General features: G+C 46.0%; 19 protein-coding genes and 1 pseudogene. 10 read left to right on the top strand and 10 right to left on the bottom strand.

What is annotated here, in order from left to right:
- The 3 genes and pseudogenes from VL525_RS04195 to VL525_RS04185 form a co-directional block, all read right to left on the bottom strand.
- Positions 1-705, bottom strand: a pseudogene (locus VL525_RS04195) (hypothetical protein); the annotation flags it as partial.
- 97 nt (positions 706-802) lie between these two features.
- Complete coding sequence (locus tag VL525_RS04190) at positions 803-1,015, bottom strand: bacteriocin-like protein (protein WP_325383666.1); 213 nt, start codon at positions 1,013-1,015, stop codon at positions 803-805.
- Between the two features lie 300 nt (positions 1,016-1,315).
- Positions 1,316-3,397, bottom strand: a complete 2,082-nt coding sequence (locus VL525_RS04185) for an ATP-binding protein (protein ID WP_325383664.1) — start codon at positions 3,395-3,397, stop codon at positions 1,316-1,318.
- A 114-nt stretch (positions 3,398-3,511) separates the two neighbouring features.
- Between VL525_RS04185 and VL525_RS04180 the strand changes: the two genes are divergently transcribed.
- Positions 3,512-3,847: a cupin domain-containing protein gene (locus VL525_RS04180; RefSeq protein ID WP_325383662.1), complete on the top strand. Its 336-nt coding sequence runs from the start codon at positions 3,512-3,514 to the stop codon at positions 3,845-3,847.
- A 59-nt stretch (positions 3,848-3,906) separates the two neighbouring features.
- Positions 3,907-4,467, top strand: a complete 561-nt coding sequence (locus tag VL525_RS04175; RefSeq protein WP_325383660.1) for a hypothetical protein — start codon at positions 3,907-3,909, stop codon at positions 4,465-4,467.
- A 5-nt stretch (positions 4,468-4,472) separates the two neighbouring features.
- Here VL525_RS04175 and VL525_RS04170 read toward each other — a convergent pair whose 3' ends face one another.
- From VL525_RS04170 to VL525_RS04155, 4 genes are all read right to left on the bottom strand, one after another.
- On the bottom strand, positions 4,473-5,057 hold the full coding sequence (locus tag VL525_RS04170) for a TIGR00730 family Rossman fold protein (RefSeq protein WP_325383658.1): 585 nt from the start codon (positions 5,055-5,057) through the stop codon (positions 4,473-4,475).
- A gap of 98 nt (positions 5,058-5,155) precedes the next feature.
- A complete protein-coding gene (gene guaB, locus VL525_RS04165) occupies positions 5,156-6,625 on the bottom strand; it encodes an IMP dehydrogenase (RefSeq protein WP_325383656.1) in 1,470 nt (489 codons plus the stop codon).
- A 137-nt stretch (positions 6,626-6,762) separates the two neighbouring features.
- Entirely contained in the window at positions 6,763-8,043 is a 1,281-nt protein-coding gene (locus VL525_RS04160) for a pitrilysin family protein (RefSeq protein ID WP_325383654.1), read from the bottom strand.
- 45 nt (positions 8,044-8,088) lie between these two features.
- A complete protein-coding gene (locus tag VL525_RS04155) occupies positions 8,089-9,330 on the bottom strand; it encodes a pitrilysin family protein (protein WP_325383652.1) in 1,242 nt (413 codons plus the stop codon).
- Between the two features lie 270 nt (positions 9,331-9,600).
- On the opposite strand from VL525_RS04155, the gene VL525_RS04150 reads away from it, so the two are divergent.
- Positions 9,601-10,158 (top strand): hypothetical protein, encoded by a 558-nt coding sequence (locus VL525_RS04150; protein ID WP_325383650.1) that lies wholly within the window; start codon positions 9,601-9,603, stop codon positions 10,156-10,158.
- A 268-nt stretch (positions 10,159-10,426) separates the two neighbouring features.
- Here the strand turns inward: VL525_RS04150 and VL525_RS04145 are convergent, their stop codons facing one another.
- A complete protein-coding gene (locus VL525_RS04145) occupies positions 10,427-10,771 on the bottom strand; it encodes a phosphoribosylpyrophosphate synthetase (RefSeq protein ID WP_325383648.1) in 345 nt (114 codons plus the stop codon).
- Between the two features lie 150 nt (positions 10,772-10,921).
- Between VL525_RS04145 and VL525_RS04140 the strand changes: the two genes are divergently transcribed.
- Both VL525_RS04140 and VL525_RS04135 read left to right on the top strand, forming a co-directional pair.
- Positions 10,922-11,731 carry an aminoglycoside phosphotransferase family protein gene (locus VL525_RS04140; protein WP_325383646.1) on the top strand — a complete coding sequence of 270 codons (810 nt, stop codon included), beginning with the start codon at positions 10,922-10,924 and terminating at the stop codon, positions 11,729-11,731.
- Positions 11,732-11,755: 24 nt separating this feature from the next.
- On the top strand, positions 11,756-12,802 hold the full coding sequence (locus VL525_RS04135; protein WP_325383644.1) for a TIGR02453 family protein: 1,047 nt from the start codon (positions 11,756-11,758) through the stop codon (positions 12,800-12,802).
- A gap of 61 nt (positions 12,803-12,863) precedes the next feature.
- On the opposite strand, the gene VL525_RS04130 is transcribed toward VL525_RS04135, so the two are convergent.
- Entirely contained in the window at positions 12,864-13,400 is a 537-nt protein-coding gene (locus tag VL525_RS04130; protein WP_325383642.1) for a ferritin-like domain-containing protein, read from the bottom strand.
- 131 nt (positions 13,401-13,531) lie between these two features.
- On the opposite strand from VL525_RS04130, the gene VL525_RS04125 reads away from it, so the two are divergent.
- The 5 genes from VL525_RS04125 (at position 13,532) to VL525_RS04105 (ending at position 16,135) form a co-directional block, all read left to right on the top strand.
- On the top strand, positions 13,532-13,789 hold the full coding sequence (locus tag VL525_RS04125; RefSeq protein WP_325383640.1) for a hypothetical protein: 258 nt from the start codon (positions 13,532-13,534) through the stop codon (positions 13,787-13,789).
- 1 nt (position 13,790) lies between these two features.
- Positions 13,791-14,444 (top strand): flavodoxin family protein, encoded by a 654-nt coding sequence (locus tag VL525_RS04120; RefSeq protein ID WP_325383638.1) that lies wholly within the window; start codon positions 13,791-13,793, stop codon positions 14,442-14,444.
- Between the two features lie 10 nt (positions 14,445-14,454).
- On the top strand, positions 14,455-14,937 hold the full coding sequence (locus VL525_RS04115) for a DUF421 domain-containing protein (protein ID WP_325383636.1): 483 nt from the start codon (positions 14,455-14,457) through the stop codon (positions 14,935-14,937).
- An 11-nt stretch (positions 14,938-14,948) separates the two neighbouring features.
- Complete coding sequence (locus tag VL525_RS04110) at positions 14,949-15,809, top strand: SDR family oxidoreductase (RefSeq protein WP_325383634.1); 861 nt, start codon at positions 14,949-14,951, stop codon at positions 15,807-15,809.
- 80 nt (positions 15,810-15,889) lie between these two features.
- The gene (locus tag VL525_RS04105) at positions 15,890-16,135 is read left to right on the top strand and encodes a hypothetical protein (protein ID WP_325383632.1); all 246 of its coding nucleotides are present in this window, start codon (positions 15,890-15,892) and stop codon (positions 16,133-16,135) included.
- Here VL525_RS04105 and VL525_RS04100 read toward each other — a convergent pair whose 3' ends face one another.
- Positions 16,136-18,169, bottom strand: coding sequence for a PAS domain S-box protein (locus VL525_RS04100; protein WP_325383630.1), 2,034 nt, complete (start codon positions 18,167-18,169; stop codon positions 16,136-16,138).
- Between the last annotated feature and the right edge of the window lie 16 nt (positions 18,170-18,185).

Genomic DNA, 18,185 nt, shown 5'->3' with positions numbered 1-18,185 from the left:
TTCGCCGGGTAAGGTGATAATGGCTTTATAGGTTTTGCCGGCTTCTGGTATGAGTGCAAATGTTCCCATGCCCAGGTGTTGGGTGGTAAAGTCGGCTACTACATTACCGGTATTGTCTTGTACGGTTCCTTTGATGTTTTCGCCAAGCCCGTTTGTCCCGGTGCATTTGACGGCTACCCTTGACCGTACGCCGTTCACCAGTTCGCCGCCTTCGGGGAAGAACTGGATATCGGGCGGTTCTGTGGTTGCTTTGTTAGTCGTTTGCGGGGCTATGCCGCCTATCCTTATCCTTTGCTCATCGATGTATTCCGGCTTGTTTTGCATCCAGCGGGTGTAGGCGCGGAGGCGGTAGGTGCCTTGTTTCAGCGCATGGTCGAGCGGGATCTCGCTCCAGCTGACGCCGGAGGCCAGCGGCAGGGCCTGCCGCGTTACCAGTGAGTCTTTCGGGCTGATGAGTTCGACATAAAGGACGCCGCTTAGTGCCGATAACTGGTGTTTTTGACCGATGACGGTATAGGCTTTATACCAGATGGTGTCGCCGAAAGTGTAGTTCGGTTTGTCTAAGTGCAGGTAGACTTTCTCCTGTGCGGGCTGGCGGGTGAGGGTTGTGGTGGCGCGGGTGAGGAAAAGGCTGTCCGTTTGGGCAAAACTATGATTTCCCAATAATATCAGGCTGAACATTGGGATTAAACTTAATCTTGACATCAACCTGGCATTTAAAATCAAATACAATTTCAATCACGTCCTAAAATAATTAAATACCTGGCAGAATTAATCCACCAGATATTTTCAATATTTCAAATTAGGATCCGCCAACAGGGCACATAGATACGTGATCCCATGTCTGGCCATTTCCTATACATGGGCAATGCTGCAAGTCCTGTGTTGCCTGCGAACAAGTGCCGGCATACCCGTTCATCGTTATACAAAATGTGTTAGTGGGACAGGTAGGTGTATCACTACCACCTTTAACTCTTTTCATTTCGTTGCGACTTAGCTTTTGAAATTTTTTCATAAATTAAGTATTTAAAAATAACAGGTATTTTGCCGCAACCACGCCCCGGCATTCAGGCAGCATGTATATAAAGTGCATGCTCCTTCATTTTTGGCCAAAAAATATCTTATTGCTTATAAAGCATTGATTTAAATGAGATTGCCGGTTTGCGGGACTATTCAAAAGCATAGGTTCAGATAATGGTCTAATCTAAGCTTTACTGTTTTTGTGGTCAATCGGTGTTTTCACGGTATTTTTATGGGTGTTTTCACCATGCCGCCCGTCCGATCAATGATAAGATTTTGAGGTATTCCGGGGTTATCAGCCGCGCCCCTTCAAAGGTATTGTAAACCAAAATGTGCTACCCTTCCCTTCTTCGCTGTCAACGCCAATCTGGCCGTCGTGCTTTTTAATGATCTCGGCGCTGATGTATAATCCGAGTCCCAACCCCGAGAACTGCATACCTGCGCTATCAACCCTGAAGTAGCGATCGAACAAATGAGGCACTTTATCGGATGCTATACCCGGCCCATGGTCGGTTACGGACACTTTAGCCATTCCGTCCGTTTTTTCGACATTTATTTTGATCTGTTTGGAAGCTGGTGCATACTTGATGGCATTGTTGAGAAAATTAACCAGCACCTGCTCTACCCGCTTCGCATCGGCAAATGCCTGCAGCGCCTCTTCACCCGTCACAACAACCTGGTATACATTCTCGATTCGGATGTACTGGCACGTATCGTTTACCAGTTCCATTAAATTGAATTTTGTTTTATGAAGGTGTATCTGCCCCTGGTTTAGCCTGCTCACGTTCAGCAAATCCTCCACCAATACGTTCAACCTGTCAAGACTTTTATTAGCCTGTGTAACCAATTTGGGCACTGTTAACGCCGAAGGTGTGTCCTTGATCCTGTCAAGAAGCTGAAGTGACGCTTTTAAACTGGTGATAGGTGTTTTTAATTCGTGGCTGGCAATTGAGATAAAATCATCTTTTTGCTGCTGCAGGTTTTTAAGTTCGTGAATATCGGTGGCTGTGCCCACCCACATCTGCACTTCGCCGTCCTCATTCTTTACAGGCTGCAGCCTTGCCAGGTGCCAGCGATAGTCGCCATCTTTGCGTCTTTTCCTGGTCTCAAATTCTCCGCTTTCGCCACTTAACAGAATCTCTTTATACTTTTCAGCCGCAAAGGGCAGGTCGTCCGGATGGATGCCGGCACTCCAGCCCCACCCTTTGCTTTCGTCATACGACATGCCCGTATACGTATACCAGCGCTTATTAAAGAAATTTATCTCACCCTCATTATTACTTACCCATGCAATTTGCGGCATGGTTTCCATCATGATGCGGAACCGGCCTTCGCTTTCGGTAAGGGCTTTGGTACGGGCCTTCACCCTGTCTTCCAGATCGTCGTTCAATGCCTTCAGGCTCTGCTGTGATTGATAAAGTTCATCCACTGTTGCAGATAGTTCTTCGTTAGATGCCCCTAATTTTTCGTTCAGGTCGCGGATATCCTCCTGCGATTCATTGAGCTGCTCATTGGCAGCATTAAGCTCCTCGTTAGTGGCCGCAAGATCTTCGTTAGTGGCGTTGATCTCTTCGTTAGCTGAAGCCAATTCCTCATTTGCCGCAGCAAGTTCCTCATTGGTGGCGTTGATCTCCTCATTGGCAGCCGAGAGCTCATCGTTTGCCGATGCCAGTTCTTCATTTGTAGCCGTCAGTTCTTCGTTCAGGGTGGCGGTCTGCTGCTCCTGGTCCCTGAGTTCATCAAACAACCTGGCGCGTTCCTTTACCTCGTTAATAACCCTGAAATAAGAGAATACGGAAATAGCTACAGCCACTACCGCAGCTATAAAAAGAAAAAAAGGTGTGTCGTAGGTATACCTGTTAAGTACGCTTAACCTATTGTTCAAGAGGTTCTTTTCTTCCAGTTCAGCATGATTGACCACATTTCTAAGCGAATCCATTGCCAGCTTCCCCTCAAGCATATCTTCCGCTGTTATCGGGGTGCCGCTTTTCTTTTTTTCGATAAGCTTGTGCAGAATGTCGAGCCTGTGGATAAGTAGTTCTTTTATTTTAGATCCCCATACTTGTTGATGAGGATTATCGGCTGTCATTTTTAGAAACTCGTTTGTATACGCAATCGCTTTCTTTCGCGATCCGTTGTAGGGTTCTAAAAAATCCTCGTACCCTGTAAGCAAATAACCCCGCTGCCCGGTTTCGGCATCCTTCATTACAGAAACTGTGACCTCTAACTTCTGGATCACCGAATCGCTATGGTTGACCAGCGAAGAGCTTTTTATCAAATTCTCTATGCTGCCATAGGAAGCTATAGCCGAGACGATCAATATTGATATGGAGATGCCGAATCCGATCTGGAGATTTCGGGTTAGCCTTGTTCTCATTCGTTAGTTTAGTAGAAATTATGCAAAGCGTAAAAGTAGATTAAACGCCGTTTATTACAAAATCTCACTTATTTTAAAAATCCATTAGTAAAATACTATTGATTAAATTTGACTATGCAAGTAAGTGTTAATGAAGCATTAAACCAATTGGGCAAAAGCGGAGTCAAACTGTTCGAAAAAGTAATGGAACACGGAACGATGTCGGTAGAGATTTATAGGCCGGTAAACACCGATCTGCAGACGCCGCACAAACAGGATGAGCTGTATGTGGTAATAAAGGGGAACGGAGAATTTCTGAACGGAGATGAACGCGCAAGTTTTGGCCCCGGCGACGTGCTTTTTGTCCAGGCAGGGGTAGAACATTGTTTTGAAAATTTCAGCGATGATTTTTTAACCTGGGTGATATTTTACGGCCCCGAAAGCGGGGAAAAAAAGGATGAGGCCCACTGATGATGCCTGTATGATATTTTGACAGGAAATACTTAAATTAGACCCTAAAAAAGTTGAAAATGAAACCGTTATACCTTACCACAACCATTATGATGCTGTTTTTCGCAACTGCCTTAAAAGCACAGAAAAAAGCAGAGATAGACAACAATAGCCGCATAACCGTCGTGCGAACAGAAAAAATGACCGGGAGATCAAAAGAAGTGCATTACGTGCTTACCAACAGCAGTAATGTATCGATGGATTTTTCGCTTTACAAGCAATTGAATAACGGAAGCTGGGACATAACACACCACATGGATCTGAAACCCGGGCAAACCTACGAGGATGTGAGCGGATTTACGGGTGTTAACGGTAAATATGCCGTATTTTCGGCGCCTCACAGCGATTGGGCCTCTTTTCCGTCGTTTACAGATATAGATAAGGCTCTGGCTGCCAACCCTGGCGGTTTAGCGACTGCAACAACAACGGCAACAACCGCAACAACTACAACTACCGGAACAACGGGTACGCCGGCACAAACACAGGCACCTAAACAACCTCAAACGGCAACCGCTTCCCCATCACCCAACAACTCGCCTTCCAACAATAACGATGCACCGCCGGTGCCACCACCGATGTAGAAAGACTAAGTCAGGTCCCTGTCGCGAAACCAAACTTCGTCGGGTTTGGCGCTGAAGTTTTCCATCAGGCTGATCAGTTCGATCGGATCGGCAGAGGTGATGACCAGTTTGCGGTTGGCCGGTTTCAGGAATTGCTGCTCCACCATGACATCCATCTGCTTCAGCAAGTAGTCGTAAAAACCATTCACATTTAATATGCCTATCGGTTTATTGTGCAAACCAAGCTGGAGCCATGTCAGCACTTCAAAAAATTCCTCCAGCGTGCCAAAGCCGCCAGGCAGCATAATGACGCCATCCGATAAATCGCTCATCAATTGCTTGCGCTGGTGCATGGTTTCGACAATATGCAATTCAGTCAAGCCAGTATGGCCCACCTCCTTATCCATCAGGAATTGCGGAATGATACCAATAGCTTTCCCATTGCGCAGTAGCATGTTATCGGCTAAAAGGCCCATCATGCCCACTTTACCACCGCCAAAAAGAAGCGACATACTTTTGGCTGCCATTACTTCGATTAAGCCTTCAGCGGCTTGTTTCAGAACCGGGTCGCCATTAAAATTAGCGCCACAGAAGATGCAAATGGATTTCATCTTTAGTGATTTTTTTTTAGTCCGGAAGTCGGGAAATCCGCATAAGTCCGTAAGTTTTGTTTTCCTTCCGGTCTTTCCGACTTATGCAGACTTTCGGACTACCTCGTATAATTCGGTGCTTCTTTAGTTATCGTTATATCATGCGGGTGCGACTCGCGGATACCGGCGGAGGTGATGCGTACAAAACGCGCCTGCTGTAATGTTTCGATATCCTTAGAACCGCAATAGCCCATGCTTGCCCTTAATCCGCCTACATACTGGTAAACCACTTCGGCAAGGGTGCCTTTTAAGGGTACGCGGCCTACAATGCCTTCAGGAACCAGCTTTTTGATATCATCTTCCACATCCTGGAAATAACGATCCTTTGAGCCCTGCTCCATGGCTTCGATAGAACCCATGCCGCGGTATGATTTGAAACGGCGGCCTTCGTAAATGATAGTTTCGCCGGGCGACTCTTCAACCCCGGCAAACAACGAACCTGCCATAACCGAGCTGGCGCCTGCTGCTATCGCCTTGGCAATATCGCCTGTATGCTTGATACCACCGTCAGCAATTACCGGCACACCGGTGCCCTGTAATGCTTTGGCACATTCGTAAACCGCATATAACTGCGGTACACCCACACCGGCAATGATACGCGTGGTACAGATGGAACCCGGGCCAATACCCACTTTCACGGCGTCGGCGCCGGCTTGCGCCAGGGCAACGGCGGCATCGGCTGTGGCTATATTACCCGCAATAACCTGCAGATCGGGATATTTTGCCTTAACCTCCTTCAGCATATTGATAACGCCTTTAGAGTGCCCGTGAGCAGTATCGATAGCAATAACGTCGACACCTGCTTTTACCAGTGCCTCCACACGTTTCATCGTATCGGCTGTAACACCTACTGCTGCCCCTACCCGGAGGCGGCCATGCTCGTCTTTACAGGCTATCGGGAAATTCTTGAACTTTTGAATGTCTTTATAGGTGATCAAACCAACTAATTTGCCGCCGCCATTCACTACCGGCAGTTTTTCTATCTTATGGTTCTGCAATATTTCTTCAGCCTGCATTAAGGTGGTTCCCTCCGGAGCGGTAACCAGGTTGCCACGGGTCATTACCTCACTTACCAATTTGCTGGCATCTTTCTGAAAACGCAGGTCGCGATTGGTAAGAATGCCCTTCAATTGCTGATCGCCATTTACAATAGGTATCCCTCCTATACGGAACTCCTTCATGATCTTGAACGCATCGGCCACAATGGCGTCTTCGTTCAGGGTCACAGGGTCCTGTATCATGCCGCTTTCCGAACGCTTTACCTTACGCACCTCGTCGGCCTGCTGCTGTATGGTCATGTTTTTGTGCAACATGCCCAAACCACCTGCCTGCGCAATCGCAATAGCCAACGCCGATTCGGTAACGGTATCCATAGCCGCAGAAACAAGCGGTATGTTCAGCCTGATCTTTTTGGTCAGAAAAGAGCTCGTGTCCACATCGCGGGGCAGCACTTCTGAATAAGCCGGGAGTAATAAAACGTCGTCGTAAGTTAAACCTTCGGCGACAAATTTGGAGGGATCTAATTGCATGGCAAATAATTATTTGGATTTATTATTTGCCGGACAAAGATGCGAATAAATGTGCAGATGTGCAAATGAGTAAATGTGCAGATTTGAAGATTGCTTTAATTTGACTATCTCAGCATTTTCAAATCCGCACGTTTACATTAATATTTTCCCACAATCACGCGGTAAAACTTATCCAGGTCGAGGTATTTATTGGCTAACGCGATCATATCTTCTGATGTGGCATTTTTAACCGCTTCTGTGTACCTGTCGTAATAATCATAATCCAGGCCCGAGAAGTAAATGCTCTTGAACTTATCAGCATGCGAAAAAACATTTTCCAGGCTGCCAAGCAGCGATCCCATCATGTAGTTTCGTACGAGCGACAGTTCTTCGCCGGGTATCAATTCCGTTTTGAGCATGTTTATCTCTTTTTCTATTTCGGTAACAGCGGCACGGCACACATCTGCCCCTACTTCGGAGGCGATGAACATGGCGCCGCCTTTTTCGAGCGAGCTCAAACCCGAGCCAATGCCGTAAGTATAACCTTTGTCCTCGCGGATATTAGCCATCAGCCTTGAACCGAAATAGCCGCCCAATACGGTGTTCAATACCTGCAATGCCGGAAAGTCGGGATGAGTGCGATTGATAGTCGGCAGGCCCATGCGGATAGCTGACTGCAACGCTTCAGGCTTTTCGACAAAGTAAAAGTGCTCATCAGCAGGTTGCAGATCTGGCTGCCTGGTGTCGACAGCTACCGGATAATTGGCCCACTCGGCCCCAAACGCAGTATTAACCAGTCGCAAAGCTTCGTCGTCCACCTTACCGGCTATAAGAATGGTGCAGTTAGACGGCTGGTACATTTGTTTAAAATGCGCCAGCATATCGTCGCGCTGCAGCGATTTATAATCTTCAAAATTTGCAGCAAGCCCGTAAATAGTATTGCCATAAATAGCCTTGTTGAAGGCTCGGCGGGCCAGGATATCATTTTTTTGAAGGCTTACCTGTAGTTTTTGCTGCTGATTGCGTACAAAAGTCCCGATCTCTTGTTCAGGGAATACTGAATCGCTGATAACCGCTTTAACTACCGGCAGCGTTTTGGCCAGGTGCCTGTTTAAGGTATAAAGTACTACCTGTGAGTGGTCGTACCCGTAGTCAACCTGCAGGAAAGCGCCGTAAAAGTCAATACGATCGGCAATTTCTGAAGCTGACATTTCGGACGTACCTTCGGTTAGCATTGTGTTTACCGCAACGTTAAGCAACGGTTTTGCCGGATCGAAGCGCAGGTTCCGGAATATCCATTCGATGCGCACCAGTTCCTGGTCGCCCGAGTTGAACGAAAATATATTGCAGCCGTTATCCAATTTGATATGCTCCGGTTTAATAAGCTTTATGCTTTCAACCGGTTTTGATTCGGGAGCAGTTATTCTATTTAGTGTCATTTGTTCATTGGTTCATTAGTTCATTGGTATTATTCCAATGAAAGATCAATTTTTATCCGCCAGGTAAACAAGGGTCGACGAATTATCCTTCCTAAAGACATTCTTTGCCTGTTCCTGTATCTGCGGTGCCGTTACAGCAAGATATTTATCGGTTTCCTGGTTCAACAGATCGGCATCACCGAAAAGTTCAAACTGCGCCAGGTTCATAGCCTTATCCAGCAGCGACATTTCGGAAAACACCATGGTAGATTCGGTTTTGTTTTTCACTTTGGTCAGTTCATCATCCGGTATCAGCTGAGTTTTCAGGCGCTCCAATTCTTCCCAGATGGCGGCTTCGGCAGTTTCCATGCTGACATTTTCCAGCGGCTTACCTTCAACAACAAACATTCCGCGGTCAAAGCTACCCATGTTATAAGCGTGTATCTCGCTGAAAAGCTGTTTATCTTTCACCAGGCTGCGGTACAGGCGGGATGAGTTACCGCGCGAGAGAATATCTGACACGAGGTCTATTTCGTAATAACCATCTTCCAGCCGCCCCGGCATGTGGAAAGCTATATACAAGTCGTTCAGTGGTACTTTAGCGGTTACGGTATCGCGTCGTTCGTCGTGCTGCTCAGGCTCCTGCGGCAGGTTACGGTGGTACTTCTCACCCGCCGGTATAGGGCCAAACCATTTTTCGGCCAGTTCTTTTGCCTTTTGGGTATCAATATTACCGCCAACTACCATAATTGCGTTTTGCGGGTTATAATGCTTTTTGAAGAACGCCTTAACATCCTCGATCCGGGCATCTTCGATATGCTTCAGCTCCTTGCCGATAGTGGCCCAGCGGTAAGGGTGTTTTTTATAAACCAGGGGGCGTAACTTTAGCCAAACATCGCCGTAGGGCTGGTTAAGGTAGCGTTGTTTGAATTCCTCTACCACTACATTGCGCTGCACTTCCAAACTCTTCTCGCTGAAAGCAAGGCTCAACATGCGGTCGCTTTCGAGCCAGAAGGCGGTCTCGATATTTACAGAAGGCAGAGTGATATAATAGTTGGTTATATCGTTAGTAGTAAAGGCGTTGTTTTCGCCACCCACACGTTGCAGAGGCTCATCGTATTGTGGTATATTGACAGATCCGCCAAACATCAGGTGTTCGAACAGGTGCGCAAAACCTGTTTTATCCGGGTCCTCATCGCGGGCGCCAACATCATATAATATATTCAGGACAGCCATTGGCGTGGTGTGATCTTCATGAACCAGCACGCGCAGGCCATTATCCAATGTAAAACGGGTGAATTTAACCATGTATTAGTTTTTAGATCAAAACGGACAGCAAAGGTAAATTTTTTAGTTGATTATGCTTATTGGGTGAGCAGTTCGTTAAGTTCTGCATGTTGACACATTGTAAATATTTATGTTGAATTCCACTTTTTACACCGTTCAACTAAACTTTTAATTTCTAATTCAAAATTTGTTGTGATTTTAATTAATAGTAGTACATTTGGCACAGTTATCAACACATGTTGAATAGTTCTCCACATTATTCCTAAATTATCACATTAATTTTAAAGCATTATGACGCAGTTGCAATTGATCCAGCATATTTCAGGTTTTGAAAACACCAGGTTTGGGAAATTACGCAGCAAATTAAAGGAGAAGAATTTCAGCCTGCACGAACTGGTCGACCTAACTTTTTATTCGGACAAGGAAGTGGCCAACAAAGCCTCCAAAATTTTGGAATTCATCCTGTTTAAATTCCCGGAAAGTTATATTGAAGATGTTCCTTACCTGGTTGAACATGTGGCTGAAGTGAAATGTGTGGGCTGCCGGAAGCACTATGCCAAGGTACTTAAACATCTTACATCGCCGGAAGTGTCGAAGGAAGTGCGCACTGCCATTAAGGAGATCAACTTTGAACCGATCATCGAATTATGCTTTAGCTGGCTAAGAGATCCCCATATGATCGTGCACGTACGCTCCTCCGCGGCGGAAACACTATTCAATATGCGTCACCGTTATCCCTGGATTGCAGAAGGATTGTCGGGAGACCTGGAAGCGATGATGCCCGCAGCAAGCCCCATGCTGAAAGCAAAAGGAGGCTATATCCTTAGCTTTTTGCACTGCGAAGATTAAGCCGCCCGCCCGCATAACATTCAAAAGCAACGACTCCCTTAACTGCTTTAATTTAGTTTTACTTCCCAATTGTCTTTAGCCGGCATCTTCCTAAATTTAGGGAGTGTAAATCAATATGCTTACCAGCGAAGAACTTGTGGATAGTATCAAAAGCCGGATAGGGAAACTGAAGGTTATCAAACTCCCCGAAATCCTGCAAAAGGAGCGTTTTTCCGTTCCATTTCATTGGGCTTATTCGTTGCTGCAGCCAACTCAAAACTGTAGTTACCTAAGCAATCGGCTTATCTTCGCCATGCAGATGAGTACTTATCATATAATGATGCAATTTGGCATGAATAGCCGATTCGCTGTCGTCGGCGTACATGCCATAAGCGTTTATTAATATGCCCTTTATATTGAACTTGCGCGAACTGATGGCATATACTATAGACATATCGGAAGGGTTGCTTTGGCCTTCGAAACGAAAAAACTCATCTATTTCGAAATCCTCAGCCGTCATGTGTATATCATGTTCCTTATCGTCGATGGTATCGCCTTCGAGGCTAAGGTTGGCGGTATAACCGCGTTTCATCATATCGTTAGTGGCATCCACTAATGTTTCGTAATTTTTCATGACAGTTTTATTAAGGTGATGTATTGGTTAAGCTACTACTATAAGCTAAACCCGTTAATGTGATACTTGTTTTGGTTGAATTGTTTTTAGATTTGATAACAGATCGCCCCGGAATAGTTAGAATACACTTCCACCATAAAACCCAAAGATTTGAATAGTCTGTTAACACGTTATAAAACACTATGGGCTTTAACGGACGATGGCGAATCATTCTCAACGCATTCCAGCTTATTGCAGCCCGTTATTTATGAAAATGAACGTTGCATGATAAAAATAGCCATGGCCGAAGAAGAGTATCGCGGCAATGCAATGATGAACCTGATGCAGGGGAACGGCGTCGCTAAAGTACTAAAATATGACGGCCACGCCATTTTAATGGAAAGGGCAACCGGTGGAAATTCGCTTTTGGAAATGGTAAAAAATGGTTGTGATGACCATGCAAGCCGTGTTATTTGCGGTGTTGTACAGAAGCTGCATGCCACAAAACAACCTTTTCCTGCCGGATCAGTGCCATTGGAGGTATGGTTCAAAGAGCTTGAACCCGGTGCGGCAAAATATGGCGGAGTTTTGGCCGAATCGTCCAAAATAGCTATTGAATTGGTCAACAATCAAAAAGATATTGTAGCGCTGCATGGAGACGTCCATCATAGCAATATTCTCGATTTTGGAGATAAGGGATGGCTGGCCATAGACCCAAAGGGGCTGGTTGGCGAACGGGCTTTTGATTACGTCAATATTTTTTGCAACCCCGACGCCGCTATCGCTACAACCCCGGGCAGGCTGGCCCGCCAGGTGAAAATAGTATCTAAGGCTGCGAAAATCCATCCCACCCGGCTGGTGCAATGGATAATGGCATGGGCAGGGCTTTCGGCAGCGTGGGGTCTGAACGACGGAGAAAATGCGGATGCAACTCTCCAAATAGCGGAAATAGCATCGGCAGAGTTAAGTAAGATTGGCTAAATTTGGCTGAAAATTTGGAACAAAATGGCATACGATGAAAAACTGAGCGACAGGATCAGGGAGTTGCTTGCCGATGTGCCCATTGCAGAGGAAAAACGAATGTTCGGTGGCGTGTGTTACCTTGTTGACGGCAAGATGTGCGTTGGCGTGGTAAAAGACGAAATGATGTGCCGGGTCGGTCCGGTAGTTTATCACGAATCGTTGGAAAAGCGCGGCTGCCGCGAAATGGACTTTGCCGGGAAGCCTATGGAAGGATATGTGTATGTGAGCAGCGAGGGTATGCAAACCAAAGGAGAGTTTGAGTATTGGATAGGATTATGCCTCGCATTTAATGCGAAGGCGAAAGCATCGAAAAAAAGAGAGCAAAATAACATAGAGGATACGGCAATAATGATCATTAATAAAGATTCGCTCGAATTTCTAAAAGAACTTTCAGCAAACAATAACCGGGAGTGGTTCAATCAAAATAAAGAACGCTATCTGGCGGCCCACAGCAACATTGTGGATTTTGCAGATGCGCTGATAGCGGAGATGAACATGCACGACCATATAGAAACCACATCGGGAAGGAAATGCCTGTTCAGAATATATAAGGATGTACGCTTCTCCAAAGAGAAAACACCTTATAACAAACACTGGAGCGGTAGTTTGCAAAGAGCTACCAAAAAGTTGCGCGGCGGTTATTATTTCCGGATAGAACCGGGCAATTCTCGGGCGGTCGGTGGTTTTTTCGGCCCGAACCCGGATGATATGAAACGCATACGCCAGGATATCGACGCTAATTATGAGGAATGGGCAAAAGTTCTTTCCAATCCAATGCTCGTCAAATGCTTTGGCGGGTTAACCGGCGAAAAAGTTCTTTCCGCGCCCCGCGGGTATGCAAAAGATAACCCGGCAATCGATTTATTAAGGTATAAACAATATCTTTTACGGTTAAGCTTTAGCGACGATGAGGTATTGCAGCCGGATTTCCTGCATCGCGTTAGCGATACTTTTAAAAAAATGCGCCCGTTTTTCGATCACATGAGCGAGGTGCTTACAACAGATGCTAATGGAGAGCCGATGGTTTGAGGTTTGCCTTAAGTCCCTCCCGGGGAGAGAGGGACTTTTTGATTGTGGCATAAAATAGATATTATTCGTTTACAGCCTGTTCCAGTATAAAGCCTTCAGCGGCCTGGGTTAAGGCCTGGTCGGTAGCTTTTTCATTATCCAGGGTTTGCTGCAATAATTGCGCAACATCATCATGTCCCATAGTTTCGGCAAAAGTCCGAAGCGTACCATAAGTTGAAATTTCATAGTGCTCCACTTTCTGCGCAGCCAGCACAAGGCCTGCGTCGCGCGTCATAGTTCCCTTTTCGGTATCTTCAATAATACTGTTTGCTTCGGCAAGCAAGCCTTCCATGGCTTCACATTTTTTGGCAGCGGCTTTTTCGTCTAACAATTCAAACACTTTTTCAAGTGTTTCAACATGGGTTTTGGTTTCGCTGGTATGCTTTTCAAATGCAGCAGCAAGGTCGGGACTGGTAGCCGCCTTTTGCATTTTTGGTAATGCCTGAACCAGGTGTTTCTCGGCCCAGTAAATATCCTTCAGTTCGTCCACAAAAAATTGGTGGAATTCCGAATCCTTCATCCTGCCGGTGTTACCGGTCGCTCTCGTTTTAGTTGCCATGGTTATATTTATTTAGTGTTTATGTTAAAAGATTAACCCGCCTGGAATGGTTTATGTTTTTCATATTTAGAAATATATTTTCTTAAACATTAGGTATTTACAGTTGTTAGTTAAATAAATCTAATTCAACGATGAACATTTTACAACTCAACCCCCAGATTGTGGTTTATACACCATTGGGCCCGGGCCTCGCCTACTTTATTATGGACTATGGCATGAGCATTAATTCATGCTGGGTAGTGCGCCTTGCAAAAGGCGAGATAAAACATTTTGATTCAAATGACATACGGGTGGAAGGTAACCCCACCTACGGCTTTCCATTAAAACCGGAGATCCCTGATTCGTGGATGATAATGAAAGAAAAGAAAAAACTTGTGTCAGGTAATTGATATGAAAGCATTACTCATCAATTGCACACTGAAGCCATCGCCTGCGTTTTCCAATACCGGCGCGCTAATAGACAAAGCGGTAAAATTACTGGAACTCCGGGATATTAAAACGGAGGTGATCCGTATTGTGGATTATGATGTGAAGCCAGGCAACTCATCGGATGAAGGCAAGGGTGACGAGTGGCCGAAAGTGTTGTCGAAAATAAAAGAATGCAATATTCTGATCATCGGCACGCCGATATGGGTGGGGCATCTTGCTTCAACGGCGCAACGGATAGTAGAGCGGCTTGATGCTGTTTTTCACGAAAAAGAACTGGCTGATAAAAAGACCGGCCAATATTTTACTTACAATAAAGTGGCAGGATGCCTGATCACTGGCAACGAAGATGGGGCGCATAGCTGTGCGGCACAATTGTTATGGGCGATGCAGGAATGCGGCTTCACTATCCCGCCGAATGTTAACGCTTATTGGGTGGGGCCGGCGGGAGGCGACAAAGATTATGTTGAAGCCGGGGGTAAAAAATATTTCTATACCAATTTAACTTTACAATATACCGTTGCCAACCTGGTTTATTTTGCCAACCTGCTGAAAAACAATCCTATAACCACAAACCTTAAAGAATTGGAAAAACAAGCCACAAAAGACAGTAAGTAATAAAATTGAAATGGATATCATATACGCCATTTTCGGGCAAGGCAAGGATCTGACAACGGTGCAAATGTCGGCGAGGGCGGTTGCGATCTATTTTATTGCACTTGTTCTCATCAGGATCTCGGGACGCAGGACATTCGGGAAACGATCGTCATTCGATAACACGATCGTTATCATATTGGGCGCCGTATTGAGCCGGGCAGTGGTGGGCGCCTCTGCTTTCATCCCAACAGTGGTTTGCAGCCTCGTTCTTGCAGTGATGCACCGGGGGTTAGCGATGCTTACCATTGCAAATAAGAAACTGGCCGAATTAGTGGACGGTAAAGCAAGAATATTGTACAAAGACGGCGAAATAAACAAAAACAGTTTGCGGGCGGCATTAATGAGCCGCGACGACCTGGAGGCCGATGTGCGGGTAAAAGCAAATAAGAGTAAGCTGAACGAGGTAAAGGAAGTGCACCTGGAATCGACCGGTGAAGTAAGCGTAATCAAATAAATATTTGAAATATGGGCACCATAACAAAAACATCGAGGCCGAAAAAGCAAAACCGGCAACCGGGGATCGAAGCCATGATGCACCCCGCGCCGGAATACATCAAAAAGGACTATAAAGCAGCGGGAAAGCTAAGGGGCAAAATTGCTTTAATAACCGGGGGCGACAGCGGTATAGGCCGTGCAGTGAGTGTACATTTTGCCGAAGAAGGTGCCGATATTGCCATTGTTTACCTGAACGAGGACCTGGATGCCAATGAGACCAAAAACATGATAGAGGCTGCAGGGCATAAATGCCTGCTTATAAAGGGAGATGTTACCAAAAGCAACTTCTGCAAAAAAGCAGTGGAAAAAACGGTAAAAGAATTTGGGAAGCTGAATATCCTGGTCAACAACGCGGGCATGCAATTGCCCCAGAAAGACGTAAAAAACATAAGTGATAAGCAGCTGGAGATCACTTTCAAAACAAATATATTTGCGTATTTCTACTTTGCCGAAGCTGCTTTGACCTACCTGAAAGCCGGCGATTGTATTATCAATACAACATCGGTAACCGCCTACCGTTCATCACCCGCGCTCATCGACTATTCATCCACAAAAGGTGCCATAACAACTTTTACCCGGTCACTTGCCACCAACCTGTCGGAAAAAAAGATAAGGGTAAATGCGGTTGCGCCCGGGCCCGTGTGGACACCACTGATCGTTTCGACGTTTGATAATAAAAAGATCAAAAAATTTGGCAGCGAAACTGCGATGAAACGTGCGGGGCAGCCGTCGGAACTGGGACCTGCTTACGTATTCCTGGCTTCGGACGATGCTTCTTTCATTACCGGACAGGTGATCCATGTGAATGGCGGTGAGGTAGTGAACGGTTGATCAAAGGAATATTTAAGCAACGGTTTGCATGGTAAATAGCTGCAGGCCAATATCGAAACTATAAAAACATAGCTTAAGCGATGCTTGGAGCAGGCATTTTAAAAATACTCGATAAAAATTATCCCGCGCTGGTAGTGAACGAAACCCGCTACCGCGGCCTCGACCTTGCCTTTAAAACGGATAGCCACGGCATTCCGGTGTTATTATTTATTGGGAAAAAAGATACATCGGGAAAGATAAAAGGCGAAAGGTACACACGGGAAATATCTGTGACGTCGCAAGGCGTTGTTAAAAACCAATGGGCACACAAGGGTAAGGCTACCTGATCAGGCCGATGGCAGGGAAAAATAAAATGACGATCCTTTGCCGGGTTCACTTTCGGCCCATATCTCGCCGTCGTGCCGCCCGATAATTTCAGCGCTAAGGTACAAACCGATCCCAAAGCCGGAAATATGCCTTGTATCGTCGCTTTCAACGCGGTGGTACCGGTCAAATATTTGTTTCAGGTCTTTCGGCTTTATGCCAATACCTTCATCGTTTACCCAAACAACCACCTTATCCCCCCTTATTTCGCTGCCAATTTTAATACTTTTGCCCTTAGGCGAATATTTAACCGCGTTCGTTATAAGGTTGGAGATGACGGAGTCGATCTTGTCGCGGTCGGCGTATACGTTTGCAATACCGGCCTGTTGCAGCGTGACCGTATGGGTATTTACAATTAGTTTGGTTTCTTCAAATATTTCCTGCAGTAGTGCATTTAAGTCGAACAGATCCTTTTCAATATGCAATTTACCGGCTTCGAGACGCGAAATATTTAAAAAGCCGTTGATCATCCTCGTCATTTTCTTCACCTGAGTATTGGCCCTATCCATTGCCCCTGAAAGGAATGTATCGGGATTACCTTCAAGCCTCATCCCCGCCACCTGTATCATCGCGCTTAACGATGTCAGCGGGGTTTTGAGTTCATGACTGGCCATACCGATAAAATCGTTCTTCCGAGTTTCGTCCAGCTTTCGTTCGGTAATGTCGCGCGCTATTTTAGAAACGCCAATGATATTCCCCTGCGGATCCCTGATAGGCGAAATGGTAAGGGAAACGTCAATAAGCCTGCCATCCTTGGTCATTCTCTTCGTTTCGAAATGTTCAACACGCTCTCCGGCCTTTAACCGGTTGATTATCAGCGGTTCTTCATTCTGCCGGTCGGGCGGTATGAGTTTATAAATGGTTTCACCAATAATTTCATCGGCAGTGTAACCGAACATGCGCTGCGCCGAATCGTTCCAGCTGGTGATAACGCTTTCAAGTGTTTTGCTGATAATGGCATCGTCCGAGGATTCCACGATGGCGGCTAATTTGGCGCTCCTTTCTTCACCTTTCTTTATATTGGTAATATCCATTGCCATAACCAGGCCCGCTTCCACTTCCCCATTTTCATTTTTCAGCGGCACCAGGTGCACTTTGTAATATTCGCCGTTCTGACCTCTGCGCTCCAAAGAAAATTTCTCGCCGGCCATCATCCGGTCATATAAATGTTTCGAGGCATTATAGCGTTCCGTCTGTCCTATTTCCGTAGGATGCTTCCCTTCATAATCGGCCCGATGGTATCCCATCCTTTCCATCAGGTCGCCTTCAACCATAACATAGCGGTGCTCGCGGTCGATAACAACAATTACCGAATCGGGTATATTAGCAGCTATCGATCTAAAAAAAAGTTCGTTACGTCTTAATATTTTTTGGCTTTCGGTAAGTTCTTCGTTGGTTGCGGCTAATTCTTCGTTCACAGCCAATAATTCTTCGTTAGTAGCGGCAAGCTCTTCGTTAGCCGATGCAAGTTCGTCGTTAAGCGTGTTTAGCTTTTTGATGGAAATTACTTTGCCGGTAGTTTCAAGACAAACAACCAATACACCTGCTACTTTTCCGTCTTCCTCACGGATAGGACTATAGGAAAAATCAAAATAACAATCCTCGGTATAGCCGTTACGATCAAGCGGCACCACAAAATCGGGAAACCCAATGGTTTTGCCGGCCATAACCTCTGCAAACATGGGGCCGATGGTTTCCCATATCTCCGCATAAGTATCTTTTGCACTGCCCGCCAGCGCGTGCGGGTGTTTTGTAATCCCGTTAATAGGCCGAAAACTATCATTATATAACTGGATATAATCAGCACCCCAGCATATCAGCACCGGGAAGTTTACAGTAAGCATCATGCTGACGGTTTGCTTCAGTGCCGGCGACCAGGTACCAGGATCGCCCAGCGACGTACCCGACCAATCGATCGACCGGATCAGTTCACCCATTTCCCCGCCACTTGCCAGGAAAGGATAATTGCTGTTTGATGAATTATGCAACGAGGTCATTGAGGTGGTAGCCAGG

Source organism: Mucilaginibacter sp. (assembly GCF_035492695.1).
Classification (GTDB): Bacteria; Bacteroidota; Bacteroidia; order Sphingobacteriales; family Sphingobacteriaceae; genus Mucilaginibacter.
Note: the sequence above shows the minus strand (reverse complement) of the source record. Positions and strands in the feature narration are given on the sequence as shown.